Here is a 24,549-nt window from a genome sequence, read left to right on the forward strand (position 1 = left end):
TGTTGATTTCCACTGAGAAGTGACCCGGGTTTTCCATCGAGAAGTGACCCGTCTGCGGATTATGTTTCGGGTGTCACGGGTGGGTCAACCCGTGGTTTTCTCTTTTGGGTTCTGGCCTGCTTGGCAGAGCTGTTTTTGAAGCGGAAGCTATCGTTGCCGGTCTCCAGGATGTGGCAGTGATGGGTAAGCCGATCGAGGAGCGCCGTGGTCATTTTGGCGTCGCCGAACACGGTGGCCCATTCGCTGAAGCTCAGGTTTGTGGTGATGATGACGCTGGTGCGCTCGTAGAGTTTGCTCAGCAGGTGGAAGAGCAGCGCGCCACCTGAAGCACTGAACGGCAGATATCCAAGCTCATCCAGGATAACGAGATCGGAGTGCAGGAGGCGATTGGCGATCTGACCGGCCTTGCCCTGTGCTTTTTCCTGCTCGAGCGCATTGACCAGTTCGACCGTCGAGAAGAAGCGGACGCGCTTTCGATGATGTTCGATGGCCTGGATGCCCAGCGCCGTTGCCACATGGCTCTTGCCGGTGCCAGGACCGCCGACCAGCACGATATTGTCGGCGATGTCGATGAAGTCGCAGCGATGCAACTGACGCACCAGAGCTTCATTGACCTCGCTACTGGTAAAGTCGAAGCCGGCCAGATCGCGATAGACAGGGAAGCGCGCGATCTTGAGCTGATAGGCCACAGACCGAACCTCCCGTTCTGCTGTCTCGGCTTTGAGTAACTGGGAGAGGATCGGGATGGCGGCTTCGAACGCTGGAGATCCCTGTTCCATGAGATCGGTGACGGCCTGCGCCATGCCATGCATCTTGAGGCTGCGGAGCATGACGACGATGGCGCCGCTGGCAGGGTCATGACGCATGACGCTTCTCCTTGCGCAGATCATCATAGCGTTCGACATTGGCCATCGGTTCGCTGACCAGCTTGAGCGCCTGGGGCGCCGTCACCGGCGGCGTGGAGATCGGTTTTCCGTCGACCAGCCTATAGAGCAGATTGAGGATATGGGTCTTGGTCGGAACGCCAGCCTCCAGCGCCATGGTGACCGCCGTCAGCACCAGTTGCTCATCATGATGAAGAACCAGCGCCAGTATTTCGACCATTTCCCTGTCGCCGCCGGGATTGCGCAACAGATGTCGCTGCAGACGCTGGAACGCATCGGGTAGCTCAAGGAAGGGCGCACCGTTGCGCAGGGCGCCGGGCTTGCGCTGCACGACCGCCAGATAATGGCGCCAGTCATAAACCGTATGACCTGGACCGTCGTGAGAGCGGTTGATGATGCGCTGATGTGCGCAGATTGGCTGCCCCTCGGCGACGACCTGGAAGCGATCAGGATAGACGCGCAGGCTGACAGTGCGATTGGCGAAAGAGGCCGGTACGCTGTAGCGATTGCGCTCAAAGTGGATGAGGCACGTCGGCGATACCCGTTTGCGATATTCCACAAAACCATCGAAGGGCCTGCCCGCAACCATCAGACACTCAGATTCATCGGCCCAGGCATTGGCAACCGATCCGGGTTCGATCCCGTGAGGGATGTCCTCCCATAACGCCTTGCAGCGCTCCTCCAGCCACAGGTTCAGCGCATCAAGGCTTTCGACCTGCGGCGTGGGTTGCCACAGACGGTGCCGCGCATCCTGGACATTCTTCTCGACCTGCCCCTTTTCCCATCCCGCAGCCGGGTTACAGAACTCAGCTTCGAACAGATAGTGGCTGACCATCGTCAGGAAGCGTGCGTTGACGGTGCGTTCCTTGCCACGCCCGACCTTGTCGACGGCCGTGCGCATATTGTCATAGATACCCCGGCGCGGCACGCCGCCCAGCACGCGGAAGGCGTGATTATGGGCGTCGAACAGCATCTCATGGGTTTGCAGCAGGTAGGCGCGCACGATGAATGCCCGGCTGTAACTGAGCTTGAAATGCGCGACCTGCAGCTTGGTCCGAACCCCGGCGATGATTGCCCAGTCCTCACTCCAATCAAACTGGAAAGCTTCCCCCGGCGCGAACGACAGGGGCACGAATGTCCCACGCCCGCCAATCTGTTGCTGGCGCCGATAATCTTCGCGCCAGTCCCGAGCAAAAGCGGCAACCCGGTTGTAGGATCCTTCATAACCCAGGCTCACCAAATCGGCGTGAAACTGCTTGATCGTGCGCTTCTGCTTGCGCGATCGGCCCATATCGCGCCGCAGCCAGGCCGCCAGATGCTCAGCAAATGGGTCCAGTTTGCTTGGTCGATCAGGCACCTTGAACCGCGGATCGATCGTCTCGGACCGCAAATATTTGCGGATCGTGTTGCGTGATAGTCCGGTGCGCCGCGCTATCTCCCGGATCGGTAGATGATCGCGAAAATGCCAGCGCCGGATAACGCTCAATAACGCCATGTCCAACACTCCATATACCCTCGCTTGTCAAAGCCAGGGACGAGTTCAACATGGGTCAATTCTCAGTGGAAATTTACGCCCTACCCGGGTCACTTCTCAGTGGAAATCAACACACAGGCATTTGTGCATGGGAACTGTGCGGAGGCAAGAGCTATTTGACAGCCGGTGCATCGAACACCACGCGGCTGAATCCCCTTTGGAACTGAAAGGCGGTTCATCTCATCGGCCGTCGATCAAGGCATCAGCGGGTTTGGTACCGTCGCCAGCACGGCAACGCGTATCGCACACGCCCTAAATTTCCTGATCAGTAGATATGGACAGATTGTCAAATATTCGATAAATCAGCCATATTCACTGGGCATAAAATATGTTGAAATATGAGGCTGAAGAACGCGAGCTGCTGGACGGCCTGATCGGTGCGATCGGGATGCTACCAGATGGCCATGCCGAAATCGATGGGCTCGAGGTTGCGATCGGACCGCGTGGGCGGGTCGATGCGCTGGTTGACGCCCAGATCGGCGGGCAGGCGGTCCAGCTCCTGGTCGAAACGAAACGCGAGGCCTTTCCGCGCGATGTCCGCGAAACCGTCTGGCAGTTGCGCAACCATCTCGCGCACATGCCGGCCAATCGCGAAATCCTGCCTTTCTTTATCGCGCGTGCCATCTCCCCTGGCGCGCGTGACATTCTGCGAGAAGAGCGGGTTGGTTTCTACGACCTTGGTGGATCGCTCTACATCCCCGCCCGCCATGCCTTCGTTTATGTCGATCGCCCCGTCCCGAAGAAGAATGCCAAGAGCTTTGGTTCCCTGTTCCACGGGCAGAAAGCGCGGGTCGTCCAGGCCATATTTGATCGCCGATCCGAATGGCTCAGCGTCAAGGAGCTGGCGGAATCGACCGAAGTGTCACCGGCTACCGTCTCAGCGACTCTGACTGAACTGGAGCGACGTGAATGGGTCGACGTCGAGGGCGCTGGCCCCTCCAAATTGCGGCGCCTGCGCTCAGCCAAGGCGCTGATCGACGCATGGTCCAGCTACGTCGCCGACCAGAAGCCGCCGAAACTCGCACGCTACTATGTTCCTGGCAGCAACGCGCTTGAACTCGCCCAGCAGTTGGATCGGGCTTGCCGCGATGCCGATGCGGGCTATGCCGTGACGGCCGAAGCGGCCGCCCAGCTCTATGCGCCTTACCTGTCGAGCATCTCACAGGTGAAATGCCGGATCGAACCGGGGCGCCGGCAGGAAGAAGCCCTGGAACGATTGAATGCGCGCGCCGTCAGCGAAGGCTGGAACCTCGGGCTTATCGAGACCCGCGCCCGGGGCGATGTCACCGTGGCAGAAAGCATCCAGGACGTGCGGCTCGCTTCGCCGCTGCAAGTCTATCTCGACTTGCTGCAAGGCTCCGGCCGCTCTCGTGAGATGGCCGCGCACCTGCGGTCGGAAAGGCTCGACGCGTAATGACCAAGCCCCAGACGATCGGCGGCTACGGCACCGCCGTAACCGAGGCATGCGAACGCGTGCTGGTGACCTTGCTGCGCGGTCTCGGCCCATGGAAGGATTCGGTCTTCCTGGTCGGGGGATTGGCGCCCCGATACCTGGTCACCGCCCGCCCGCCCAAGGTGCCGGCCCACGCCGGGACCGGCGATGTCGACATTGTCGTCGATGTCGGCATCCTCACGAACACCGACGCCTACAGCACGCTCGAAGAGAATCTGAAGGCGATGAAATTCGAGCGCGCCGAGAACGACAAAGGTGCCAAGCAGTCCTGGCGTTGGCAGACCGAGATCGATGGCGGCGCCAGGATGATTCTCGAATTCCTGGCGGACTCCCCGGAACTGGGTGGCGGCAAGGTTCAGGAACTGCCGACCGAAGGCAATGTCACCGCCATCAACATCCCGCATGCGTCGATGGTGTTCGATCTGCACGAACGGGTCGAGATAACGGCGGATCTGCTGAACGGCGGCGGCCGGGCCACCGAGACCATCCGCTATGCCGACATCGTCAGCTTCACCTGCCTGAAGGCATTCGCTTACGACCAGCGTCATGAGCGCAAGGACGCGCATGATCTTGTCTATTGCATCGAACATTATGACGGCGGGTTAGAGGCCGTCCACAAAGCATTCCACCAGGCACTCGAAGGCAAGCACGCTGACGTCATCCACGAGGCGATTGCTCGACTTACTGCCCGCTTCCGCGATCCCAATGCCGACGAGAGCTATCTGCGCGATGGACCCGTTGCCGTCTCCCGGTTCGAGGACGACGATGCCGATGTCGATGTCGACGAGGAACTTCGCAATGCCCGGCTTCTCCGCCAAAGGCGCGCCGCCGATGTCATGGCCGCATTCCTCGGTCCATGGTTGAACTGACGAGCCGCCAGCGTCTGCGCGATTAAGTCCTCGATTTTCTCCCGCCGGCCCCCTTTGGGAACGGGCTGTGTAGGCGTCGCCGGACCATAGCATTTGCCAAGTAATAGCTAGCTCCTCAGCGGTGTGGCGCTGGTAGGAGCAGCCCAACAAACAGGCGGTGCCGGGACGTTCCATTACCCCAACTTCCGCCGGCAAATGACGCAGCTTTAGCGGCGGGCGAACAGCTCATCAAAAAGGCGTCCGGCTTCTTCCCGTCCCTCTGCCGTCAGTTCGACGGAGCGGGCCTTGCCGACCGGATTGGTGATGAACCCGCGCTGATGGAGCCGTTCCATCGCATCCCAGTCAAAGCCTTTCCAGGCCATCCCTGTACCGCGCAAATTGTACCACAACAGCGCGAGCACTGCCGCGTCGATCCGGCCCGTGTCGATATCGTCACTCATCCCAGGCCGACCCTATATCGATCCAGAAGCTGTCGCATAGCCCCGGATCATGCCCTGCCTCCATCAAGATGATCTCGCTTATCACGGAAACAGCAATTTCGCGAGATCATCCATCACCTTGTCTATCCCTGCCCTTGTCCGCGCCGACAAGCGGATGAAGCTGCGCCGATGATCGTCAGGGTGTGGAATCCGGTCGAGCATTCCGGCCTCAACCATTTCGACTGTCCTGCGAAAGCCTGTCGTTTCAGACAGGCCCGAGAGACGTGCAAATTGTCTGAACACCTCCTCCATGTCCTTCTGCTCGATCATGTAAAGATCGAGAAACATCATCCATACCGGCCACTGGCGTCGACCGAGGCCCAGTTCACTTTCGGTGAAGCCGGGTTGTTCGACCAGGGCATTGCAGATGCGGCGGCGGACCATCTCGGCTCATCCATCTTCGGCCGGCGAACCGCCCAAACCTGGCAGGATCCGGCCCGCACGATAATCCGCGATCAGCCGTTCCTGCTCGGGGCGAAGAACATCGATCGCGCCCTGCGCTCCATCGCCTATGGCATTGAGCAGCAGGGATGGGCATCGCCCTTCATGGGTTCCGAGATTCGGTCGATGCGCCTGATATCCGGCGAGCGTCATGAGAGACCGCGGCAGGGATCGCGCAATCTCGGGCGGATAGGCTAGCCACGGCAGTTCATAGGGTTTGAGCCAACCGAGACTGTAGCTGATGATCATGCCGCGGCGGGAACTGGCCGACTTGTTGGCGCCGCCCGCATGCAGGGTGGACCCAAGGAATATCAGCGCATCGCCGGGATCCATCTCTGCTGCGATCGCATCTTCGGCGGGCATCACGATCTCGTCTTGCCGTCGGTGACTGCCGGGCCAGATCAACGTCGCACCATTTTCCGCCCGGTACGCGGAGAAGGGCCACATCACGTTGATCATATATTCGACGCCGGCAGTGTGGACGGGCCACATGTCCTGATCGCGATGCGGGGGCTGTGCCACGCCGCCTGGTTCGATCTCGATCGCCTGCGTCAGGTTGAGCTGGATCGTGTCGCACCAGGTCTGGAGGAACCTCTCGACGACCGCCACCACAAGCGGGTCGAGCGCAAAGCGCCCCATGTGGCGTGATCGCCGCAGGAGACCGTGGAAACGCCGGGTCGTCTCGCCATAGAACGGCCCCACCGAATGCGGGGTCGCTGCGAAATCCTGTTCGAGATCGCATGCCAGCCTGTCGACCAGGCTGGACGGAACGGCGTTGCGGATGATGCAATAGCCTTCCGCCTCGAGGCGCTCGCAGCACGACTTTGTATCCGGCACCAGCCGGTCAAGAGCAATGATGGTCATGGGATGTCTCCGTCAGGCTGCGGCGCGGCCGTCAGCGTGGGCGTGGACGATGCGCATCGGCACATAAGTGCCTGCAGTCCGCAACTTGTCGGGCGTGTCGCCGTCGATCTCGATCACGAGAGCGCCGGTACTCAGGCCCGCGATCTCCCTGGGCAGGCCCAGCGGCCGACAGTCCCATCCGAGCGACAGGATCTGGCTCAGCCATCCTGAATCCGCGATGCACGTGAAACGGCGAATGCCCCGAAGCAGCGCAAACTCGACCACGGCCGTCGTGACCGCATTGCGAACCTGCAGTCTCCGCGCCGCGCGGTTGCGCGGCGAAAGGCAGGCGCGGCTGAGCTCGAAGATATGTTCGCCAGATGGGATCGGGCCATCGCACAGTTCGGGGAAGATATTGCCCAGGACATGCGGGCGAACGCTCGGAAGCAGACGGATCGAGCCGTCATGCTCGCCGCGCTCATTGGTCGCGACGACGTAGATCGCATGCTCGTCGTCGAACTGGTCTACTTCATAGACGCTGTCGACGACCGGCACGTCCCAACCCAGCAGATCGACGAATATCCTTTTCCGGTCACGATACATGCCGTTCAGCACGGGAGAGCCTTCGCCCCATTCCGCGCCTTCGAAAATCTCGATCATGATGATGCTCCTTCATTGGTGGAAAGGGCATCATCGGTGCGATCAACAACAGACTTCCATAACCGGAACTGGGTATTGCTAGTGCTTGCGGAGCATCTCCGGGAAGCTCGCGAGACCGTCGAACAGCACCCGGGCGATCAGATTGCACCGCTGGATGTTGCCGTATGAGCGAAACACGGTCTTACAATGCTGATGGGCCGTATTCCTGGAAATTCCGAGGATATCTCCCATTTCCGCGTAGCTCTTGCCTTGGCCCAACAGCAACACGATTTCCCGTTGTCGTGGAGTGATCTCCGGAGGGCAGGCAACGCTCAATCCCGCGGCCATGCGTGCCTGCCGCCGCATTGCCTCGAACGCATGAGAGGCGGCGTAGAAGGCGGCAGGCAGAACCTCGCGGGAGATATCCCCCGACAAGGGCGTGGCGAAGGTGCAGCTCCCTGAATATTCACCGGGAAGATGGACGGGGATCGTATAGCCGGCCCGAAAATTGCGCAGTGCGCCTCGTTCGAGGATATGGCGGTGCCGCTCATTCAAGCGGTTCAACAAATGAGGATCGGGCCAGATAAACCCCGTATTTCGACCGTTGCACAGGAAATGGATGGGGTCATCCATATAGTAACCCTCATGGAAGACTTCGCTGAGCCAGCCAGGGGTATAGTTCGAGATGCCGAAGGACGTGGATGGTGGACTAAGAAGGTCGACATGATGGCCAATCGCGAAATGCCGGAAACCCAGGAAATAGGTAAGATGTTCAAGAACACCCTGTATTTCCTGGTTATCCTTTGCTTCGTAAAATGCCTCAATGATCGACTGATATTCCTGGGAATGTAGCATGACTGGCTCCTTCTGGAGCGGGCTGCGAAAAAGCCTTGTCCGCCGGCCGCCGCTCCAGAGCCGTCGGCCCCGAAACCTATCAAAAATGCTGCAAAGCAAAAATTTAGTTGTTACTTCAACAAGGTAACAACCCTCATTTCACGCGCACATATTGGTCGTCCGTGGGAAGGGGAGAGTGAGGCGAGAGGCGGGCTTACGCCCGGATTTCAACAACATCGCGAGCTTCGCCATGCCTCCCCGGATTCCCGCCAAAATGGTTCAAGCTGTTTCCGCGATGCTTTCGCGCATGCGAAACAGGCACCGATCCGCAAAAGAGTTGCGCGAAGATACACGATGCCTGCGACGCATCATCCGCTCCGAACCGGAACCTGGCCGACGGATACTCGAACTCTATTTCATCGAGAAATGCCCGGTCGACGATATCGCGATTCGGCTTGATCTATCCCCGGAAACGGTGCGCCGACACCTGCTGCGCGCAATACACCGCTTTGGAGAGGAGCGCATGTCTTGAACGGTTTGCGCTCGCAAGCTGGCCGGCATCTCCAGCGCTATCGTCAAATCATAGCCAGGTCTGATCCCCACTCCACTGCACCTCGATTCCCCCGCGAACTTCATCGCCGGCCATTCAGGGATATGATGGCATGAGCAATGTCAAGCCTGACCAACATCGCCGCGACGCCCTATGTGCCGACTCGCTCCGGTTGCAGGTAGTCGAGGCTGCGGGTGCAAATCTAGTCAAACGTCTGGGCGGCAGATGGCGCGGTGGACAGGGGCTTTGTCTCTGCCCCGCCCATGACGATCATGACCCAAGCCTCTCCGTCCGCGTCGGCGACTCTGCCCTGCTGTTCAAATGCTTCGCAGGCTGCGACACGATCGCCGTCTTACGGGCTATCCGCCGCCTTCACCTGGACTTGCCCGAGCGAGGCACCCCGATCTCATCGATCGGGCACCGCCCCTTTCAAATCGGATCGGGGCCGGCGCTGCGGGTCTGGGATGTCTCCAATCCGATAGCCGGCACCCCTGCCGAGGCCTATCTCGCTGGCCGTTTCCTCACGCCGCCCTGGCGCGACCTTCGCTACAACCCGCGCACGCCATTGGGGCGAGGGAGGGCGGCCGTCTTTCGACCTGCGCTCATCGCCGCAGTCCGCGAGGACCATCGGATCGTTGCCATCCATCGAACCTTTCTCGATCCCGTAGCGGCCTTGAAAGCCAATGATCTGACCGACCCGCGGATGATGCTCGGACGCCCCGGCCGCGGCGCCGTGCAACTGGCCCCTGCGACCACTATTCTTGGCCTTGCCGAAGGGATCGAAACGGCGCTCGCGGCGATGCGCCTTCATCGAATCCCGGTCTGGGCAACGCTCGGCGCCGAACGCGCTGCGCATGTCCTGCTGCCAAGCCGACTGGAACGCCTGGTGCTGCTCTTCGACAGGGATGCGGCGGGATGGAAAGCGAACCGCCAGATCCGTCTAGCCCATCAGCATACGGGTCTGGAGGTGTTCAGCCCATGGCCCCCCGTTCCTCATAATGACTGGGCAGATGTGCTCGAGAACATGCCGCGCGCGGCGTGACGATCACTCCAATGCGGAAATCTGTGCGCTGCCACGAGCGCAAGGGCGCTTCCATCGCTGACAATCCATGTCGCCTGCAATCCTGTCTCGTGCCGCCCCGGCCCGGCGCAGCAAGAGGGAAGGGAGAGGGGATGGGCGGTTCGATGAGCGAGCCGCACCAATGGAGAAACCCATGTCCCAGACTCCCATTCCCGTACCCGCTGCCAATCTCACCAAGTCACCCGTCAATGTCCGGACCCGCAGCGACGCGGACGCCGACGCGGAACTGGAAGCCAGCATCCTTGCCCACGGTCTCATCCAGAATCTGGTCGGCGTGCCGGTTTCGCGCAAGAAGGGCCACTACCGGATTACCGCCGGCGGTCGCCGCCTCGATGCCGTGCATCGCCTGATCGAAAAGGGCAGCCTGCCGGTCGATCATGCAATCCCTGTCCTGGTCCTCGACAACGCCAAGAATGGCCGCGAGGTCAGTCTCGTTGAAAATTTCGAGCGGCTTCCGATGGGGCCGGGCGACGAATGCCGCGCCTTCAGGGATATCATCGAGGTGGAAGGCAAGACGGCGGCCGACGTCGCCAAGCGGTTCGGGCTCACCGAACGCTTCGTGATGGGCCGCCTGCGTCTCGCCAACCTAGCTGAGCCGATCTTCGAGGCACTCGAGAATGGCGAGATCACGCTCGATGTCGCCAAGGCCTATTGCACGACGGCTGACAGCGCGCGCCAGAAAGCGATCTGGGACATGCTCTCGGATAGCTACTGCGGCCATTCCGTCAGTGAAATCCGCCGCCGCATTAAGGACTATAGCTATCGGGGCAACGATCCCCGCGTGCTGCTGGTCGGTCGCGATGCCTATGCGGCTGCGGGCGGGCGGATCGAGGACGCTGACCTCTATTCGGACGCGGACGACGAACGCTGGATCGACACCCATATCGTCGACGAGCTTGCAATGATGAAACTCGCAGCCGAAGCGGACATGCTGCGCGAACGGGAAGGCTTTGCCGAAGTCCGTCCCGTCGCCAACACCCGCGTCCCCTATATGGACACCTACGCCCTGACGCCGCTGCCTGTCGAGGCGCCTGCGCTCAGCGAGGAGCAGGAACAGCGCAAGCTCGAAATCGAGGAGGAACTGGCCGAACTGGAAGCCGAACTCGAGGATGAAGGCTGCGAGCCGGACGAGGAGGACCAGAACCGCTACACTGCCCTCCAGACCGAGTTGTCGGCTATCGTCGAACGCGAACCCGTCGTCGATGCCGAGCAGAAGGCGAACGCGCTGGCTTATCTCGTGATCGGGCCGGACGGCCAGCCCCATATTCACCAGGAACTATTCATCGCGCCCGTCGCCACCGACGAAGAGGAGGAAGGTGACGAGGATGAAAGCCTCGATGATGGCGAAACCGTCGGCGAAATCCTCGCCGAAGAAGCCGGCGAGGACGAAGCGCGAAACAGCGCCCCGGTGATGAGCCAGCGCCTGCGTGAAATGCTCGCGATGATGAAGACCGAATTGCTCGCGGTCCATGTCGCCAGCAATCCCGCATTCGCGCTGGATCTGGGCACCTTCATCATGGTCGATCGCGAATGTCGTTTCTCGTCCTCCGACATTCCGAGCGATCTGCGCGCCTCGGCTCCCGCCCGCCTCCTCGCAGACTTCAAGCCGGAAACGGCCGCTGTGGCGGAATGGAAGAAGCTCGATGAGGCGCTCGATCGAAGCTGGGTCAATCACCAGGCCATCGCGGATCGCTATGACGCCTTCTCCGCTCTCCCCGATGAGGCGCGCGCAGCCTGGCTCGGCTGGGCCATCGCGCGCACGCTGCAGGCCGTCCCGATCGGCCGCCGCGAGGCAAGCTTCCTCGATCACGTCGGAACGAAACTCGAGATCGATGTCGCGGCCTGGTGGCGGCCGACCGCACTCACCTACTTCGACAAGCTGACCAAACCTGCCATTCTGAGCCTGTTCCAGGAGGTCGGTGGACTGGAGCTGCAATCGCGCTATGCCGGTTCCAAGAAGCACGATCTTTCGGCTTCGGCCGAGCGGCTTTTCGGAGGCGACGTCATCATCGAGCCCGAGATCAAGGAACGGGCGCTTGCATGGCTTCCGGAAGCCATGCGCTTTGGCCCTGCCGAAATCGCTGGTGAACAGGGCGCATCGAGCGATGATCGTGATGCATCACCGAATGAGATCGTCGACGCCGACAACGACGATCAGATCTCCCAGGCTGCCTGATCGGGACCGGGGGATGGGCTACGGCCCGTCCCCCTGGCTTCGAAGTTGAACGTTACGCGGCAAGAAGCCGAAATCGCGCCATTTGGGACCCACCTCCAACGAGAGCAACATGAAACTTGTCCCCTTTTCGCGCGAATTTATGATTATGCCGACGACTATTGCTCCTCGACGATGGAGCCTATACGCCCAACCCTTCGCCGAGCAAATCGACCCGACTGGGCTGCAAATATCGCGTCCCGCAACAGCTTGTTCTTCATTTCCCTTGGCATTTGCGTTATCGAATCAGGAACGAAGGGGGAAAATTGCGTGCGAAAGAAATCGAGTAGATTCAATGTCTAACGCCAAGCAGATATTGGCAATGCTGCGCAGTCGAGCCGAAGGCGACGACGAGCAGTTCTACTCGATCGCTTTGCAGGTGGCCGCCGCCGAGGCGCGGCAGGGTCGCCGGGACACCGCTAACGACTTGCGCGCGGCGGTCGATACCGCACGCGCCGCGCGTGGCGTCAGCCCATCCATTCCGATCGCTTTCGCCCGCCCGCGCGGTGATCTCGAAGGTCTCCTCGACCTTCGTGAATCGACGGTGACGCTAGCCGACGTGATCCTGCCGGCCGCCGTGTCGGAGCGGCTTGGCAATGCTATCCTCCAGCAGCGGCGACGGGATTGGCTGCGCGAACATGGCAAGGCGCCCAACCGGCGTCTCCTTTTCGTCGGCCCGCCGGGATCAGGCAAAACCATGACCGCCGAAGCGCTGGCCGGCGAGTTGAAGCTGCCACTCTTCATCATAAGGCTGGAGGCGCTCATCACCCGCTTCATGGGTGAGACCGCCGCCAAGCTGCGGCTCGTGTTCGACGAAACCCTCCGCCGCCGCGCCGTCTATCTGTTCGACGAGTTCGATGCCGTAGGCGGGCATCGCACCGCCTCCAACGACGTTGCCGAGATGCGCCGCGTCCTCAACAGCTTCCTCCAATTCATGGAGGAAAAGAGCGCCACCGATAGCCCGCTCGTGGCGGCGACCAATCATCCCGAGTTGCTCGATCGCGCTTTGCTGCGCCGCTTCGACGACGTGATAGAGTTCGAGCTGCCCTCCGCCGAACAGGTGCGGGCGGTGGTCAAGGCCAACCTCAAGCCGCTCAAATATCCCCGATTGGCGTGGTCCACCATCGAGAAGGCGGCGCGCGGCCTCAGCCAGGCCGAGATCGCGCGCGCGGCCGACGAAGCCGTCAAGGCCGCGATCCTCGACCAGTGCGACCAGATAACCACGCCCGACATCACCGCTCGCCTCGCCGAGCGCCAGGCGATGCGCACCGCGTTCTCCGCGAAACACTGACCTGTGGCGCAACACGACCGACCGCATCTCGACATTTCGGGACTGGCTCACAGCGTTGCTTTCAAGTCGCCGGGCAGCAATGCCCGGCAGCGCCCGCTCATCCGCATCCGCGAGGACCACGGCCAGCGCTTGATCGCCGAACTCGCTTCGGCTTTTCAGCACGCCGAGCAGGCCCGGCAGATGCGGGATGGGGCGCCGCCCCTTCCACCGCCGGACGGCACTTTCCTTGAAGTGGAGCTGTCGCCGCAAGCCGGCCCGACCACGCTCGAACGCACGCGGGAGAAAACGCGGCAAGGCGCCGTGACGTTCACCGAACAAGGCGCGCGCCGGATCGCCTTGTTCGTGCCCGACGACATGCGCGACGCGCTCGAAGCGGTGTTCCAGGATTACACGTTCGGGCCGCTCAACGAACGCACCGGCTCGCCCAAAGGGAAAACCCGCGTCGAGGCGATCGAGCATATCCGCGAGGCGCGCATCCGCACCTTCTGGCGGGACGATCCCGCCGCATTGCCCGAGGACCCCCAGGCGGAAATGTGGTGGTCGCTGTGGTGCTTCCGCGACCGGGTTGACCGCGTTCTCGAAGCCGCCGCCCAGCTTGGGCTCCATGTCGGCGAGGCCGACACCTTCCTGCGCTTTCCCGAAACCATCGTCGTTCCGGTCTATGGTCGCCGCGCCGCGATCGAGTTGTTACTGTTCGCCACGGGCGGCATCGCCGAGCTGCGGCGTGCCAGCGACAATCCCCATGTTTTCACCCATGACCTGCGCGACGAGGCGCGCGCGTTCATCGAAGACCTTGCCGAACGGACGATCTGGCCCGGCCGCGAGGCGCCGGCCATCTGCCTCCTCGATACCGGCGTCAATCGTGCCCATCCGCTGATCGAACCCGCCCTGGCGGTTGAAGACCTGTTGAGTGTCGATCCCGCCTGGGGCGGCGACGATCATGCGCCCGGCTCCGGCCACGGCACCGGCATGGCGGGATTGGCTCTGCACGGCGACCTCGTGGCGCCCTTGGCCGATCAGGAACAGCGACGCCTGACCCACCGACTGGAATCGGTCAAAATCCTGCCGCCCGCAGGGTTTCCCGCGAACGACCCGCACGCTTACGGTCCGATCACCCAAGGCGCCATCGCACGCGCCGAAATCCAGAACCCCGACCGCGCGCGCCTGTTCTGCATGGCCGTTACCAATGGCGGACGCAGCGGCGCCGAGGCGACCGCATGGAGCGCCGCCATCGACCAGGCTGCGGCCGGCGCCGAATCCGAGGATCAGGAAAACCCGTCGCCCAAGCGGCTCATCGTCCTCGCGGCGGGCAACGTCCCCGACCACGCCGATCCGGCGGAGATCACCGACGCCGACGCCTTTCCGGCGGAAGATCCTTGTCAGGCGTGGAACGCGCTGGCGATCGGCGGCTACACCGAAAAGAGCCAGATCGCGGAGGCCGGCTATGAGGACTGGTCGCCGATGGCGGCGGTCGGCGCCGGAAGCCCCTACAGCCGCACCTCCTATCTCTGGCGCGCCGGTCAATCGCCGTTCAAGCCCGACCTCGTATTCGAGGCGGGCAACCGGGCGATCAGCCCCGCCAAAACCGAAGCGATTGCCGGCCTCGACTCCCTTTCGCTTCTCACCACCGCGCGCGATGTCGGTCAGCGTCCGCTCGACAGCTTTTGGGCTACCAGCGCCGCCACGGCGCAGGCGGCGCGCCTAGCCGCGCAGATCGCGGCGGATCACCCCGACTATTGGCCCGAGACCATCCGCGCGCTGATGGTCCATAGCGCGCGCTGGACGCCGCTGATGACCGATGCCATCACGGCCTGCGCCGCCAAGCGCGACAAGGCGGATTGTCTTCGCCGCTATGGATATGGCCTTCCCGATCTCGCCCGCGCGCGCGCCTCCGCGATCGACGATCTCGCCCTTGTCGCGCAAAGGGAGATTCAGCCCTTCCGCAAGGAGTCGTCAGGCATCCGCTTCAACGAGGCCCATGTCTATCCGCTGCCCTGGCCACGCCAGATTCTCGAAGACCTCGACAATCTGCGCGTGCGGCTGAAGGTGACGCTCTCCTATTTCATCGAGCCCAATCCCAGCTTCGCCACGGCGATCGACCCGGCGCGCTATCAATCCTTCGGCCTGCGGTTCGACTTGAAGCGGTCACGCGAGACCACCGCGAACTTCCTGCGCAGGAACAACGCCGAAGGGCGTGAGGAAAATGACCCGCGGCCGGTCAGCGAGAATAATGATGGTTGGCTGTTCGGCGAGCGCACCATCTCGGCCGGATCGCTGCACGTCGATATTTGGGAAGGCCCGGCCGTCGAACTGGCCGCCCGAAACATGCTCTATATCCACCCGATCACCGGCTGGTGGCGGGAGCGAACCGGCCTCAAGCGCTTCAACGACAGAGCGCGCTACGCCCTCGTCGTCAGTCTTGAGACGCCGGAGGCGGAAGTCGATCTCTACACTCCGATCGAAGCGGCCATTCCGACGCTGATCGACGTCAAGATCGAAGGCTAAAGCGCTGCGCTGGCGACGCGGCAGCGGCGATATAGTCGCAGATGGCATCAACATGGTCACGCGCTTCCGGCGTGACGATGATGGAATGGGCCACCTTCAGTTGCGCTTGGTCACCCGCTTGTGCCGTTCGGCTAGCCCGGCGCGCACGTCGTCGAGCGGAATTCCGCGCGAGGGATCGGCCTGATAGGCATCATAGGCAGGGACGACCTCGTTGCGCAGCCATCGATTCACGGCCCGGTCCCGTGCATCAAGCGCGCGCAGCCCATCGCGAATGACTTCGCTCTCGCTGGCATATTCGCCCGACGCTACCTTGGCGCACACTGGCGCCGCCATGTCGTTCGGCAGCGTCACGCTGAACTGTTGGGTTGTCTGCATGGATAGCACTCCTTGTGGATCTGATTTAATCCCATTTGCACCATCCTTCAAACTTGGCAGCGAGGCAGGCCCGGGGATGGCAGTCAGCGCCTGAAGAACTGCGCGGTTCCCCTTGGACACGGTCCAATCATCCGCGCAGTATCGACCGCCCAAATCCGAGCACCCCAATGGAGGAGAGCGGGAAGGAGACAGCAGGATTGTCCTGTTGTCCCAAGAGGTGCCCATGAACTTGCCCCAACTCGCCCTGTCGCAGACCCATGACAGCACCACATGTCTGTCCGAGGTCGCCCGCTCTCTTTCCCACCGCCTGTGCAATGGCACCGCCGTCAGTCGCCGGGGCCTCAAGCGGTTGATGACCGTGGTTTTCGGCGACGACGATGCCGGCGGGCTCTGGTCGATGCGCGATGCCTATGACGCATTGGAAACCGCCCAGGTCCTCCTCCTCGCCGATCCACAAGGCTCGCTCCTTGGCGGCACGCCCGCCGACATATTCGAACGCCTGCGGCAGTTCGAGCGCGGCTTGCCAACCCAGACCTACCGCTCGGAAAAGCAGGTCGATCTCCAGCAGTTCAGCACGCCGATCACCCTGGCCTGGCTCGTGGCCATGGCGGCGCGCTGCCGACCGGACGATATCCTGCTCGAACCCTCGGCCGGCACCGGCATGCTGGCCGTCCATGGCCTGCGGGCAGGCGCGCACCTGATTCTCAATGAACATGATCCGGCGCGCGCCGACCTCCTGTCCCGAAATCTTGGTCAGCCTGTTACCCGCCATGACGGCGAACATATCCAGGATCTGTTGACCAGCGAGCAGCAGCCGACGCTGGTGCTGATTAACCCGCCCTTCAGCCGCAGCACCGGGCGCGGGATCGACCGTCATGCCGGCGCGCGCCACCTGCGCGCCGCATTGGCGTGCCTCGCCCCCGGCGGGCGATGCGTCGCCATCATGCCCACCAGCTTCTCGCCTGAAGGGGCCGCGGCGCTTGGCTATAATGCCGTCGCCGAACTGGTGCCGCCCCGCGCCGAACTCACCATATCGGGCAGTCCCTACGCCAAGCATGGCACGGGGGTCGATGTGCGGTTGCTGGTCTTCGACAAGGGATGGACCGGCACACCCGAGCGCCACGTCGCCGGTGACATCGAAGCGGCGCTGCGCCTCGTGCTTGCCATGCCCGATCGGCTCGATCCTCTCGAGCCGCCGCCGCTTGCCCCGCTACCGGCCGTCGCTGCACCCCGTTCCCTTGTCCCTGCCGCCCAAGCGCCCGCCATGCTCTTCGCGCGCATGAACGGCCAACGGCTTACGCCACCCTCGCGGATCGCGGCCACGGCGGATGAGGCGCGACCGATTATCTATACCGCGCACCGGGCGCCGCTTGCGCCTGGCGAGACCATCGGCATTTACTCCGCCTGGCGCCTCGCGCGGATCGCCATCGAGGATGCTTCCCGGCATCCCGACGACCTGGTCGAATCCATCGCCATGGCTTCTGTGTCGCTTCCGGCGCCCAGCTATCAGCCAATGCTCCAGGACCGCGCGATCAAGGCGCTGTCGGAGGCGCAGCTCGAAACCATCATCTATGCGGGCGACGCCCATGAGCGGGATCTTGCCGGTCGCTTCTCGGCCAATCTCGCCGGCGATCGCCTGATCGAGGACAGGGACGGTCACCACTATCGCACGGGCTTTTTCATCGCCGACGGCACCGGCGTCGGCAAGGGCCGCGAGGCGGCAGGCATCATTCTCGACCAGTGGAACTGCGGCAATCGCCGCGCGATCTGGATTTCCATGGCAGACCTGATCGAGGACGCGCGCCGCGACTGGACGGCACTGGGCGGCCTCGCCATCGATATCCAGCCGATCGCGAATTTCCCTCTCGGCAAACCGATCACGATGGAAAGCGGCATCGTCTTCCTGACCTATGCCGCCCTGCGGTCCGCCCGCCATGACACGGCATCGCGCCTGCAGCAATTGCTGGACTGGACCGGCGAGCACTTTGCCGGTGTGATCGTCTTCGACGAGTCCCACGCCATGGCCCATGCCGGCGGAACGGAAACCGATTTCGAGAAGGCTCAAGGGTCGGAACAGGGGCTGGCAGGCGTCCGGTTGCAAAATGCCCTGCCCCGGGCCCGCATTCTCTATATGTCGGCCACCGGCGCGGCGAAGCCCGAAAACCTCTCCTATGCCGTTCGCCTTGGCCTCTGGGGACCGGGCACGGCCTTTACCACGCGCGACATGTTCATGAAGGCGATGGAGGAGGGTGGCATTGCGGCACTTGAGGTCGTTTGCCGCGACCTCAAGGCGATGGGCCTCTACACCGCCAGGGCACTGAGCTTCGCGGGCGTCGAATATGAGCCGCTCGAACATGTGCTGACGCCCGACCAGATCGCGATCTACGACGCCTATGCGGATAGCTGGAGCATCATTCATCGCGGGCTTCGCGAAGTGCTGGCCGAGATCGGCATCGTCGACCGGATATCGGGCAAGACGCAGAACGCCCGGGCCCGCGGATCGGCGCTCAGTTCCTTCGAGTCGGCCAAGCTAAGGTTCTTTTCGAGCCTTCTCGTGAGCCTGAAAATTCCCTCGCTCATCCGGGCGATCGAACAGGAACTGGCGTCGGACAACGCTGTGCTGGTACAGCTTGCGAGCACGGGTGAAGCCATCATGGACCGGTGGCTCTCCGAACTGACCGCCGAGGAGCGGCCCATGCTGGATGTTCAGGTCTCGCCCAAAGAGACGCTTATCGACTATTTGAAAAATGCCTTTCCCATACGCCAGATGCGGGTCTTCCGGGCAGACGATGGCGCCGTGCGCGCCGAACCGATGACCGATGCCGAAGGCAATCCGGTGCTGTGCAGACAGGCGATTGCGGCTCGAGACGCACTGATCGAGGATCTGTGCGCGCTTCCGGCGATTCCGACTGCACTGGACGCCCTTATCGCGCATTTCGGAACCGATCGCGTCGCCGAGATCACCGGACGCTCGCGGCGCATCGTGACCGATGTCACCGGGAAACAGAAAATCGAGAGGCGCGGCGCCCGCGCCAATGTTCTCGAAGTCCAGGCATTCCAGAACGGAAGCAAGCCGATCGCCGCCTTTTCGCTCGCGGGCAGCACCGGCCGGTCCATGCATTCCGACCGGAACTGCCCGACCGCCCACCGCCGGCGCGCGCATTTCCTTCTCGAGCTGGGCTTCCGCATCCTCTCGGCCGTACAGGGCTTCGGGCGCAGTCATCGCACCAATCAGATGACCGCGCCTGTCTATCGCCCGCTCACCACCGATTGCCGCGGCGAGCGCCGCTTCCTCAGCACCATCATCCGGGGTCTCGAAGCCTTGGGCGCCTTGACCAGGGGGCAGCGCCAGACTGGATCGCAGAACCTCTTCGATCCGTCCGACAATCTGGAATCGGACTATGCTCGCGACGCACTCACGCAGTGGTTCCATCTTCTCTACGAGGGCAAGCTGCGCAGCGTCTCGCTCGACGCCTTTCAGGCGATGACGGGACTTGAGCTGTGCGACGAGGGCGGGGAACTGCTCGAGCGCCTGCCTCCTATCCATCGCTGGCTCAACCGCATCCTGGCGCTGCGGATCGCCACCCAGAACAGCATATTCGAGGAGTTTCTGGGACTGGTCGAGGATCGCGTCGAAGCAGCGCGCACGGCAGGCACACTGGACCTGGGCATCGAGACCATCCGCGCCGACCGCATGGACCTGCTGTCCGATCAACTCTTGCGAACCGATCCCGTGACCGGGGCCGAGACGAGGCTATTGCGCCTGGAACTGCACCGGCGGCCTCCGATCACCAGCTGGGCCATGCTCCAGCTCGAATGCAAGGATGCGGACGATATCGCCTGGCTTCGCAATGCCCGCTCCGGCCGCGTGGCACTGCGCGTGCCGACATGGCCGGGGCAGGATGAAGAGGGCAACTGGATCGAGCGATGCTATCTTCTGCGCCCCACGGGGCAGTCCCGCATGGAAGTCGCAGCCCTGGCGGCCAGCCACTGGAACGAGATCGAGCGCGACACATTCCAGCACCTCTGGGAACAGGAGGCCGCTGAAGCGGGCAAAAATCTTCTGGTCGAGACGATCACCCTCGCCACCGGCCTGCTATTGCCCGTCTGGAACAAGCTGCCCGAGGATGATGTGCGGGTGTGGCGGATCGACGATGGCGCCGGCACATCCATCCTCGGGCGTATCATCCATCCTGCCGCCCTCGAACGGCTCGAAAGGGAGTTCGGGCTCGATGGCGGCATCGCCCTTGGTCCTGACGAAATCATCGCCGGCGCGCGTGTTGGGACCGGCGTTTCGATCCCCGGACTCGGAACTGCAAGGCTCGCACGGGTTCATGTCAACGACAGTCCCCGTCTCGAGATCCGGGACTATCGCCCCGAAGATCGTACCTGGCTGAAAGCATGCGGCGCATTCAGCGAGGTCGTGCAATTCAAGACCAGATTGTTCCTGCCGCCTGAACGGGCGCGGGACATCCTTGCCAGGATTATCGCCGAGCGCCGCTGATCTCGGCTCGGTAACGCACCGGGCAGGCGAAGTGCGGCGCGCTTCCGCCGCACTTCGCCGAAGATCGTCATTCCGCCGGTGCGGGCACCTCCGCCTCGCTCGCATCCTGCTTGGCCGCCGCGGCACGCCGCCGAGGCGCTTTCGGCTTCGCGGCTGGAGCGGCCTTCACGGCTGCGGCTTTCGTTGTGGCCTTCTTTCTGGCCGCCGGCTTTGCAGCTTCCGCCGCTGGCGGCGCGGCCGCAACTTCCTCTGCGGGCGCCGGCGTCGGGGCTTTCGCCGCAACCTTCGTCTTCGCCTTGGCCGGCGCCTTCTTCACAGCGGATTTCTTGGGAGCTGTTTTCTTGCCTGCCGGCTTTGCTGCAGCGGCGCCTTCGGGCTGTGCAGGCGCAGCTACCGGCTCCGGCGTCGGTTCAGATGCAGCGGTCCCGGCCGCATCGCCCAGATCGGCAAGAGCAGCCCTGACACGAACACGCCGGGACTTTTTCTCAGGGACAGGGGCCGCCTCGGTCACCGGTGCAACCTCCGGCACAGTCGCCGAAGCCCCTGCCGCTTCTGTCTCGGCCACAGGCGCTGCTTCGACTGCGGGCGCTTCAGCCGCCGACTGTGCGCCAATACGCCGTCCAAGCCCGAGCTGCTGCGCGACGGCACGTCGATGCTCCGAATAGGCCGGCGCGATCATCGGATAATCCTTGGGAAGATTATAGCGTTCGCGGTATTCCTCCGGTGTCAGCCCGTTGGTCGCAAGATGCCGCTTCAGCGTCTTGTAGGGCTTGCCGTCGAGCATGCTGATGATGTGCTCACGCGAACCCAGGCTTTTGCGGATCGACACAGCCGGAACATATTCGGGCGCTGCCGGCGTCTCCACCGTGGCTTTTCGTTCCAGCGCGTCGCGGGTCGCTTCGATGATCCCGGCAATGTCGGCCGCCGGCACCTGATTGTTCGAGAAATAGGCGCTCAATAACTGCACCGTCATGGCGGTGGAATCGGGCTGTTCGGTGTCGGCCACTTAAAACTCCCTGAATTGGAAGGCCATGAAGATGGCGGTGATTGTGGGGAAGAAGTTGGGGGCAACAGCTAAGCGGGAAAGCGCTGCTCATGCAAGCACCCTGTGCATCGCGCGCATGGGACCGAAAATGAGAAGGGGAGGAAGAGGGGAAGATCAGGACCGATTGAAGGTCTTGTTTCCATGAAAGGCGAACCATGGCCGACCACGTATCCGCCCACATCATGATTGGCGGCGTGCTTGCCCGCTCCACATATCCTCAACTCATCAAGGCTATAGGCAACGATAATCCCGCTATCGATTGGGATGGCACGCCGTTCAGCCCTGAAGATCTACCCTCCGATACGCCACTCGCGCTGATGGATCATGACGTCGCCGATGGTCGTTTCGAAGAGATCGAAGATGTCTGTCGCCGTCATGGCCTCCACTATGTTCGCTGGTCCGGCGGCTATCCCGGCAGTTTTCCGTCTGTTCGGGTTATTTACCTTGGCCATGGCGAGCCACAACTGGTTCTGACAACCGAGGAGGACGAGCAAGTCTTCCCAATTGAACGCATCAGGGAACTGGGAAGTGTCGAGGCGATCGAAGCGGAATACCGGCTTGCGCGCATGAATCCGCCCCCGTTGATCCTTGCCGACGACGATCCGGGCGATCCGGCTATTTCGGAGATTCTCCATGGCTGAGCATCATGTCCAGGGATCCTTCGCTTTCACTTGCACGGCAGCCGAAAGTGCGCTGATCGAGGAGGCGTGGCAGCATGCTGCCGACCTGCTGGGTAACTTCACGCCGGGTGAACCGAGCGCGGAGTTTCTCGCCGCCTTCATGCCGACGGACCTCGGCAATCCGTTCAACGGCCTGCTCGGGCTCTTCGATGATCCCGCCTTTCCCGATTTCGGCGCGGAGATCGAAATTGAGGGCAGCGTCGACTGTGTCGTCTCGATCTACGGCACCACGGACTTCCAGCCAGGCCCGATCGCCGAACTCATCCGCCATTGTTGCCAGGAGAGTTTGAAGGTCAAACCCGTCGGTTTCGACTGGAGCTACAGCTGCTCACGTCCCCTTCGCGACAGCTTCGGGGGAGGGTGGTGCGCGATATTCGCCGATCATGTCGAGTTCGAGACCACGCAGCAGCAGCTGGCGCGACGACTGGCCATATTCGCCATCGCGCCAGTGCGAGACCCGCCCGATCCATGGATCGACGACCCCGACCATCCTTCAGTCGACTGGATTGCCGAGGTCCTGAATGGCGACACGCGCCTTGGTTATCTCGACTGGACACTCGCCCGGATTGAAGCAGGCGATAGCGCCGATGCCCTGACGGTGCCTCCGCCGGCCTGACCGGCTCACACTACAAAATCCTCTCAAACCAGAAGGACAATATCATGACCGACGCCACCGCGCCGTGCGCATCCGCGCGCCTGTATAGCCAGACCGAACATGACGACCGCGGCAACTTCCACTATGAAGGCGACCTCTATCGCGCCGGAGAAGCGTTGCCGTCGCTTGCCTCCCGGATCGAGCGCCATTTGGCACAGCATTTTGCCGAATCCACCTTCGCGATCCGCACGGAGAAATTTTCCGGCGGGCGCAAGGTCATCGCGGAGATTCTCGATGCTCCAACCGACCTGACCGGCCGCGACGCGCAGAACGCTTTCATCGTTGAAGTTCGCGATCAGATGGAACGGTTTGGTTCGACCCGGACCAATCCATTGCAGGATTTCTGGTCGTGCAGCTTCTACTGCGAAGTCCGCATCGCCCAGGCCTATTGGTCTGCGTTGGCAAAGCGCAGCGGTAGCCGTAATCCGGTCGATACGGTGATATCGTTGGCGGCCTTCAAGAAGCGGATCAAAGCCGGCGACCAGTTGAAACTGATCGACGCACCGGCCGGTCATCGCCTGCTCGGCACGACCCGCGAAATCACGAAGGTGCGCTCCGGCGACCTGATCCTTGAAGGACGCTCCTACCTCAGCTTCCCCCGAGCATCGGCCTTCGCCTGTGACGGCCGTCTGATCCGGATCGCCATCGGCTCGGAATATGGTCCGGATGACCACCTGCTGTACGAGTGGATTCGCCTGAACGCCGCCTGAGCAGGGCCTTATCCGCGCCTGCCCTCTTCAGTCCGCGCAAATTCCGGGCGGTCACGAAAAGCGCCTCGCAAGAGATTCTGCTGCGGTTGGGCCATCCGCCCACGCCCACGCGCCCCCCCAATCACCGATCCGGAGGCTCCGATGCATGAGCCCTATCTCAAGGCGATGGCGACGCTGCTCCGCCGCAGCCAGCCGCGCCACGATCTCTACACCGTTTTCGGCCACTGTATGGAGGCCATGGCACTCGCAATGGCCAACAGCGTCGATCTGCGGCAGCGCGAGCCACGCGAGGCGCGCTATCTCGACATTGTCGGGCAGTACCGGCCGGATGTGATCGATCTGTTTCCACGAGTCCTCGCCGAACTGGTGCAAGCTCTCGAGGTCTGCCCGGGCGATGTGCTGGGCGCGCTGTTTCACGACCTTGAACTGCACAACAAGGCGCGCGGCCAGTTCTTCACCCCTTACACCCTTAGTCGCTTCATGGCCCAGGTGACCATCGGCGATTGCGAAAGCGTCAAAGCGATCATCGGCGGCCATGGCTTCGTGACCGCCATGGAACCGGCCTGCGGCGCGGGGGCGATGGTGATCGCGCTTGCTGAGGCCATGCGCGACCTTGGTATAAACTATCAGCGCCATCTTCATGTCACCGCGATCGATATCGACCCGCGCGCGATCCACATGGCTTATGTCCAGCTCTCGCTGCTGCATATCCCGGCGCATCTCATGGTTGGAAACTCCCTATCGGGCGAAACGAGCGAACATTGGTACACACCGGCCCATATTCTGGGCGGATGGAACGCCCGGCTCGCCCATCGACGACGCCAAGAGCCTGCCGGTGAGACGCTCGTCCATGCTGTCGAAGCGCCGCCTGCGCCGGCCCCGATGAATCACGCAGTTTCACCGTCGCGCGAGCCCCGAGCATCGCCGCCGGCCATGCCGCAACAGTTGAGCCTTTTCTGAACCCC

21 protein-coding genes are annotated in these 24,549 nt (G+C 62.5%); 12 read left to right on the plus strand and 9 right to left on the minus strand.

All coding sequences use genetic code 11. The annotated features are described in order from the left end of the window. Window positions 1-59 precede the first annotated feature (59 nt). Together istB and istA are read right to left on the minus strand one after the other, a co-directional pair. Window positions 60-866, minus strand: a complete 807-nt coding sequence (istB, locus tag RLDS_RS51755; protein WP_009821099.1) for an IS21-like element helper ATPase IstB — start codon at window positions 864-866, stop codon at window positions 60-62. Beyond that, window positions 856-2,379, minus strand: coding sequence for an IS21 family transposase (istA, locus tag RLDS_RS51760; protein ID WP_009823850.1), 1,524 nt, complete (start codon window positions 2,377-2,379; stop codon window positions 856-858). The genes istB and istA overlap by 11 nt, the downstream gene beginning before the upstream one ends. A 367-nt stretch (window positions 2,380-2,746) precedes the next feature. On the opposite strand from istA, the gene RLDS_RS51765 reads away from it, so the two are divergent. Together RLDS_RS51765 and RLDS_RS51770 are read left to right on the plus strand one after the other, a co-directional pair. Then, window positions 2,747-3,832, plus strand: a complete 1,086-nt coding sequence (locus tag RLDS_RS51765; RefSeq protein WP_021228335.1) for a type IV toxin-antitoxin system AbiEi family antitoxin — start codon at window positions 2,747-2,749, stop codon at window positions 3,830-3,832. Beyond that, window positions 3,832-4,740: a hypothetical protein gene (locus RLDS_RS51770; protein ID WP_021228336.1), complete on the plus strand. Its 909-nt coding sequence runs from the start codon at window positions 3,832-3,834 to the stop codon at window positions 4,738-4,740. The genes RLDS_RS51765 and RLDS_RS51770 overlap by 1 nt, the downstream gene beginning before the upstream one ends. A gap of 206 nt (window positions 4,741-4,946) precedes the next feature. Here the strand turns inward: RLDS_RS51770 and RLDS_RS51775 are convergent, their stop codons facing one another. The 5 genes from RLDS_RS51775 to RLDS_RS51795 all read right to left on the minus strand — a co-directional run bounded on the left by RLDS_RS51775 (window position 4,947) and on the right by RLDS_RS51795 (window position 7,997). After that, a complete protein-coding gene (locus RLDS_RS51775) occupies window positions 4,947-5,180 on the minus strand; it encodes a DUF6429 family protein (protein ID WP_021228337.1) in 234 nt (77 codons plus the stop codon). Between the two features lie 81 nt (window positions 5,181-5,261). Continuing rightward, window positions 5,262-5,603 carry a helix-turn-helix domain-containing protein gene (locus RLDS_RS51780; RefSeq protein WP_021228339.1) on the minus strand — a complete coding sequence of 114 codons (342 nt, stop codon included), beginning with the start codon at window positions 5,601-5,603 and terminating at the stop codon, window positions 5,262-5,264. 6 nt (window positions 5,604-5,609) lie between these two features. Continuing rightward, window positions 5,610-6,524, minus strand: coding sequence for a phytanoyl-CoA dioxygenase family protein (locus RLDS_RS51785; RefSeq protein ID WP_021228340.1), 915 nt, complete (start codon window positions 6,522-6,524; stop codon window positions 5,610-5,612). Between the two features lie 12 nt (window positions 6,525-6,536). After that, window positions 6,537-7,163 carry an acyl-homoserine-lactone synthase gene (locus RLDS_RS51790; RefSeq protein ID WP_021228341.1) on the minus strand — a complete coding sequence of 209 codons (627 nt, stop codon included), beginning with the start codon at window positions 7,161-7,163 and terminating at the stop codon, window positions 6,537-6,539. A gap of 78 nt (window positions 7,164-7,241) precedes the next feature. After that, window positions 7,242-7,997 carry a helix-turn-helix transcriptional regulator gene (locus RLDS_RS51795; RefSeq protein WP_021228342.1) on the minus strand — a complete coding sequence of 252 codons (756 nt, stop codon included), beginning with the start codon at window positions 7,995-7,997 and terminating at the stop codon, window positions 7,242-7,244. 175 nt (window positions 7,998-8,172) lie between these two features. Here RLDS_RS51795 and RLDS_RS55600 point away from each other — a divergent pair, with 175 nt between their 5' ends. The 5 genes from RLDS_RS55600 (at window position 8,173) to RLDS_RS51815 (ending at window position 15,615) form a co-directional block, all read left to right on the plus strand. Next, window positions 8,173-8,508, plus strand: coding sequence for a sigma factor-like helix-turn-helix DNA-binding protein (locus tag RLDS_RS55600; RefSeq protein ID WP_152528140.1), 336 nt, complete (start codon window positions 8,173-8,175; stop codon window positions 8,506-8,508). Window positions 8,509-8,638: 130 nt separating this feature from the next. Next, complete coding sequence (locus RLDS_RS51800; RefSeq protein WP_021228343.1) at window positions 8,639-9,568, plus strand: DUF7146 domain-containing protein; 930 nt, start codon at window positions 8,639-8,641, stop codon at window positions 9,566-9,568. 172 nt (window positions 9,569-9,740) lie between these two features. Beyond that, window positions 9,741-11,783 (plus strand): ParB/RepB/Spo0J family partition protein, encoded by a 2,043-nt coding sequence (locus RLDS_RS51805; RefSeq protein WP_021228344.1) that lies wholly within the window; start codon window positions 9,741-9,743, stop codon window positions 11,781-11,783. A gap of 331 nt (window positions 11,784-12,114) precedes the next feature. Continuing rightward, window positions 12,115-13,110 (plus strand): AAA family ATPase, encoded by a 996-nt coding sequence (locus tag RLDS_RS51810; RefSeq protein ID WP_021228345.1) that lies wholly within the window; start codon window positions 12,115-12,117, stop codon window positions 13,108-13,110. A 3-nt stretch (window positions 13,111-13,113) separates the two neighbouring features. Next, window positions 13,114-15,615: a S8 family peptidase gene (locus RLDS_RS51815; RefSeq protein ID WP_021228346.1), complete on the plus strand. Its 2,502-nt coding sequence runs from the start codon at window positions 13,114-13,116 to the stop codon at window positions 15,613-15,615. A gap of 96 nt (window positions 15,616-15,711) precedes the next feature. Here RLDS_RS51815 and RLDS_RS51820 read toward each other — a convergent pair whose 3' ends face one another. Further along, the gene (locus RLDS_RS51820; RefSeq protein ID WP_021228347.1) at window positions 15,712-15,990 is read right to left on the minus strand and encodes a ribbon-helix-helix domain-containing protein; all 279 of its coding nucleotides are present in this window, start codon (window positions 15,988-15,990) and stop codon (window positions 15,712-15,714) included. Window positions 15,991-16,213: 223 nt separating this feature from the next. On the opposite strand from RLDS_RS51820, the gene RLDS_RS51825 reads away from it, so the two are divergent. After that, a complete protein-coding gene (locus RLDS_RS51825; protein ID WP_021228348.1) occupies window positions 16,214-20,494 on the plus strand; it encodes a strawberry notch-like NTP hydrolase domain-containing protein in 4,281 nt (1,426 codons plus the stop codon). Window positions 20,495-20,561: 67 nt separating this feature from the next. On the opposite strand, the gene RLDS_RS51830 is transcribed toward RLDS_RS51825, so the two are convergent. Further along, the gene (locus RLDS_RS51830) at window positions 20,562-21,500 is read right to left on the minus strand and encodes a MucR family transcriptional regulator (RefSeq protein ID WP_021228349.1); all 939 of its coding nucleotides are present in this window, start codon (window positions 21,498-21,500) and stop codon (window positions 20,562-20,564) included. A 194-nt stretch (window positions 21,501-21,694) separates the two neighbouring features. Here RLDS_RS51830 and RLDS_RS51835 point away from each other — a divergent pair, with 194 nt between their 5' ends. The 4 genes from RLDS_RS51835 to RLDS_RS51850 all read left to right on the plus strand — a co-directional run bounded on the left by RLDS_RS51835 (window position 21,695) and on the right by RLDS_RS51850 (window position 24,544). Beyond that, window positions 21,695-22,180, plus strand: a complete 486-nt coding sequence (locus RLDS_RS51835) for a hypothetical protein (RefSeq protein WP_021228350.1) — start codon at window positions 21,695-21,697, stop codon at window positions 22,178-22,180. Next, the gene (locus tag RLDS_RS51840; RefSeq protein ID WP_021228351.1) at window positions 22,173-22,835 is read left to right on the plus strand and encodes a hypothetical protein; all 663 of its coding nucleotides are present in this window, start codon (window positions 22,173-22,175) and stop codon (window positions 22,833-22,835) included. Before RLDS_RS51835 ends, RLDS_RS51840 begins: the two co-directional genes overlap by 8 nt. Before the next feature lie 44 nt (window positions 22,836-22,879). Beyond that, complete coding sequence (locus RLDS_RS51845) at window positions 22,880-23,584, plus strand: hypothetical protein (RefSeq protein WP_021228352.1); 705 nt, start codon at window positions 22,880-22,882, stop codon at window positions 23,582-23,584. Window positions 23,585-23,725: 141 nt separating this feature from the next. Further along, window positions 23,726-24,544, plus strand: a complete 819-nt coding sequence (locus tag RLDS_RS51850; protein WP_021228353.1) for an N-6 DNA methylase — start codon at window positions 23,726-23,728, stop codon at window positions 24,542-24,544. The last annotated feature ends 5 nt before the right edge of the window (window positions 24,545-24,549 follow it).

This window comes from Sphingobium lactosutens DS20 (assembly GCF_000445105.1).
Taxonomy (GTDB): Bacteria; Pseudomonadota; Alphaproteobacteria; order Sphingomonadales; family Sphingomonadaceae; genus Sphingobium; species Sphingobium lactosutens.

What these genes read in the sequence shown, in the direction of transcription:
- RLDS_RS51795 (WP_021228342.1), bottom strand. Translation starts at nt 7,997, where the DNA reads ATGCTACATTCCCAGGAATATCAGTCGATCATTGAGGCATTTTACGAA.
- istA (WP_009823850.1), bottom strand. Translation starts at nt 2,379, where the DNA reads ATGGCGTTATTGAGCGTTATCCGGCGCTGGCATTTTCGCGATCATCTA.
- RLDS_RS51850 (WP_021228353.1), top strand. Translation starts at nt 23,726, where the DNA reads ATGCATGAGCCCTATCTCAAGGCGATGGCGACGCTGCTCCGCCGCAGC.
- RLDS_RS51835 (WP_021228350.1), top strand. Translation starts at nt 21,695, where the DNA reads ATGGCCGACCACGTATCCGCCCACATCATGATTGGCGGCGTGCTTGCC.
- RLDS_RS51810 (WP_021228345.1), top strand. Translation starts at nt 12,115, where the DNA reads ATGTCTAACGCCAAGCAGATATTGGCAATGCTGCGCAGTCGAGCCGAA.
- RLDS_RS51800 (WP_021228343.1), top strand. Translation starts at nt 8,639, where the DNA reads ATGAGCAATGTCAAGCCTGACCAACATCGCCGCGACGCCCTATGTGCC.
- RLDS_RS51805 (WP_021228344.1), top strand. Translation starts at nt 9,741, where the DNA reads ATGTCCCAGACTCCCATTCCCGTACCCGCTGCCAATCTCACCAAGTCA.
- RLDS_RS51840 (WP_021228351.1), top strand. Translation starts at nt 22,173, where the DNA reads ATGGCTGAGCATCATGTCCAGGGATCCTTCGCTTTCACTTGCACGGCA.
- istB (WP_009821099.1), bottom strand. Translation starts at nt 866, where the DNA reads ATGCGTCATGACCCTGCCAGCGGCGCCATCGTCGTCATGCTCCGCAGC.
- RLDS_RS51785 (WP_021228340.1), bottom strand. Translation starts at nt 6,524, where the DNA reads ATGACCATCATTGCTCTTGACCGGCTGGTGCCGGATACAAAGTCGTGC.
- RLDS_RS51775 (WP_021228337.1), bottom strand. Translation starts at nt 5,180, where the DNA reads ATGAGTGACGATATCGACACGGGCCGGATCGACGCGGCAGTGCTCGCG.
- RLDS_RS51825 (WP_021228348.1), top strand. Translation starts at nt 16,214, where the DNA reads ATGAACTTGCCCCAACTCGCCCTGTCGCAGACCCATGACAGCACCACA.
- RLDS_RS51790 (WP_021228341.1), bottom strand. Translation starts at nt 7,163, where the DNA reads ATGATCGAGATTTTCGAAGGCGCGGAATGGGGCGAAGGCTCTCCCGTG.
- RLDS_RS51845 (WP_021228352.1), top strand. Translation starts at nt 22,880, where the DNA reads ATGACCGACGCCACCGCGCCGTGCGCATCCGCGCGCCTGTATAGCCAG.
- RLDS_RS51780 (WP_021228339.1), bottom strand. Translation starts at nt 5,603, where the DNA reads ATGGTCCGCCGCCGCATCTGCAATGCCCTGGTCGAACAACCCGGCTTC.
- RLDS_RS51770 (WP_021228336.1), top strand. Translation starts at nt 3,832, where the DNA reads ATGACCAAGCCCCAGACGATCGGCGGCTACGGCACCGCCGTAACCGAG.
- RLDS_RS51765 (WP_021228335.1), top strand. Translation starts at nt 2,747, where the DNA reads ATGTTGAAATATGAGGCTGAAGAACGCGAGCTGCTGGACGGCCTGATC.
- RLDS_RS51820 (WP_021228347.1), bottom strand. Translation starts at nt 15,990, where the DNA reads ATGCAGACAACCCAACAGTTCAGCGTGACGCTGCCGAACGACATGGCG.